The following is a 1,905-nucleotide window of genomic DNA, read 5'->3' as shown; positions in this document are numbered from 1 at the left end:
GGNGCCCGGCCGCGCCCGCGCCGGGCCGGGACGCCGTTCCCGCCCACCGGCNCGCGCCCCGGGCNNNGCGCCCCGCCCCGGTCTCCAGCCGGCTGATCCTTTTCTCCTTTTTCCCGCGTGCCGCCGTGCGCGGCCGCGGTCCTGCCTGCTGGAGGCCCCCTTGACCCGCGCCATGCGGGTGCGAGCGCTGCTCGCCCTCGCCGTCGTCGCCCTGTCCGTCTACATCGCCCTGACCGTCCCGGCCCGCCTGGGCCTCGATCTGCGCGGTGGCACGCAGATCGTGCTGGAGACTCGCGACTCCCCCACCGCCGCCGCCGACGCGAACGCCACCGACCGCACCGTGGAGGTCCTGCGCCGCCGCATCGACGCGCTCGGCGTCACCGAACCCGTCCTGACCCGGTCCGGCGACCACCGGATCATCGTCGAACTGCCCGGTGTGCAGGACCCGCGCGAGGCCGCCGACGTGCTGGGCCGCACCGCGCAGCTCACCTTCCACCCCGTCCTCGGCGTGGCCGGCACTCCCCCGGACGGGCCCGGTCAGCCCCGTCCGAAGCAGCCCGGCGAGCAGGTCCTGCCCGACGAGTCCGGCAGCCGGCTGCGGCTCGGCCCCTCGGCGCTGACGGGCGCCGACGTCGCCGAGGCGAAGGCCGCGATCGACCCGCAGGGGGGCCTGGGCTGGTACGTGGACGTCGAGTTCGAGGACGCGGGGAGCGACGGGTGGGCCCGGCTCACGGGCAAGGCGGCGTGCGCCGCGCCCGGCGACCCGGCCCGGCGCGTCGCGATCGTCCTGGACGACGAGGTCATCTCGTCGCCGCAGGTGGACGAGGCCGTCGCCTGCAACACCGGGATCGTCGGCGGCTCGACCCGCATCACGGGCGGCTTCTCCTCCGGCGAGGCGCGCGAGCTGGCGCTGCTGATCAACGGCGGTGCGCTGCCGGTGCCGGTGGAGACGGTCGAGCAGCGCACGGTCGGCCCGACGCTGGGCGCGGACGCGATCCGCAGCAGCGCGCAGGCCGCCGTGATCGGCACGGTCCTCACCGGCCTGTTCGTCATCGCCGTCTACCGGCTGCTGGGCGGCCTGGCCGTCCTGGCGCTGGCCTGCTACGGCGTCATCTCGTACGCCGCGCTGGCCGCGCTCGGCGCGACGCTCACCCTGCCGGGCCTGGCCGGGTTCGTCCTGGCGATCGGCATGGCCGTCGACGCGAACGTCCTGGTCTTCGAGCGGGCCCGGGAGGAGTACGCGCGGCACGGGACCGCCCGCCGGAGCCTGCGCTCGGCGCTGGCGACCGGTTTCCGGCAGGCGTTCAGCGCCATCGCGGACTCCAACATCACCACGCTCATCGCGGCGGTCCTGCTGTTCCTGCTGGCGTCGGGCCCGGTCCGGGGCTTCGGCGTGACGCTCGGCATCGGCGTGCTGGCGTCGATGGTGAGCGCGCTGGTCGTGACGCGCGCCCTGGCGGACTTCGCGGTGGCCCGCACGGCGGTGCGGCGGCGCCCGCGGCTGTCGGGCATCGGCGACACGGGCGCCGTGCGGAAGTGGCTGACGCGCCGCGACCCGGACCTGATGGGCCGGCGCCGGCGCTGGCTCGCGGTGTCGGCGGCGGCCCTGCTGCTGGCGGTCGCCGGGATCTTCGCGCGGGGGCTGGACTTCGGGGTGGAGTTCACCGGTGGACGGCTCGTGGAGTACTCCACCTCCTCGCCGGTGGACGTCGAGCGGGCGCGGGACGCGCTGGCCGACGCCGGGTTCCCGCGGGCCGTGGTGCAGTCGTCCGGCGAGGGCGGGCTGACGGTGCGCACCGACGGGATGTCGAACGAGGAGGCGGCGCGGATCGGCGAGACCGTCGGCGAGCTGGCCGGGGGGAAGGCGGAGAAGGTCCGCGACGAGCTGATCNNGCNGNGCAGCTG

1 pseudogene is annotated in these 1,905 nt (G+C 76.4%); it reads left to right on the top strand.

The features are described from left to right. Positions 1-172: 172 nt before the first annotated feature. Positions 173-1,891: pseudogene (gene secD, locus MW084_RS17795) on the top strand (protein translocase subunit SecD); the annotation flags it as partial. Positions 1,892-1,905: the final 14 nt, after the last annotated feature.

Origin of the sequence: Streptomyces sudanensis (assembly GCF_023614315.1) — a bacterium.
In the GTDB taxonomy this organism is placed as follows: Bacteria; Actinomycetota; Actinomycetes; order Streptomycetales; family Streptomycetaceae; genus Streptomyces; species Streptomyces sudanensis.
Note: the sequence above shows the minus strand (reverse complement) of the source record. Positions and strands in the feature narration are given on the sequence as shown.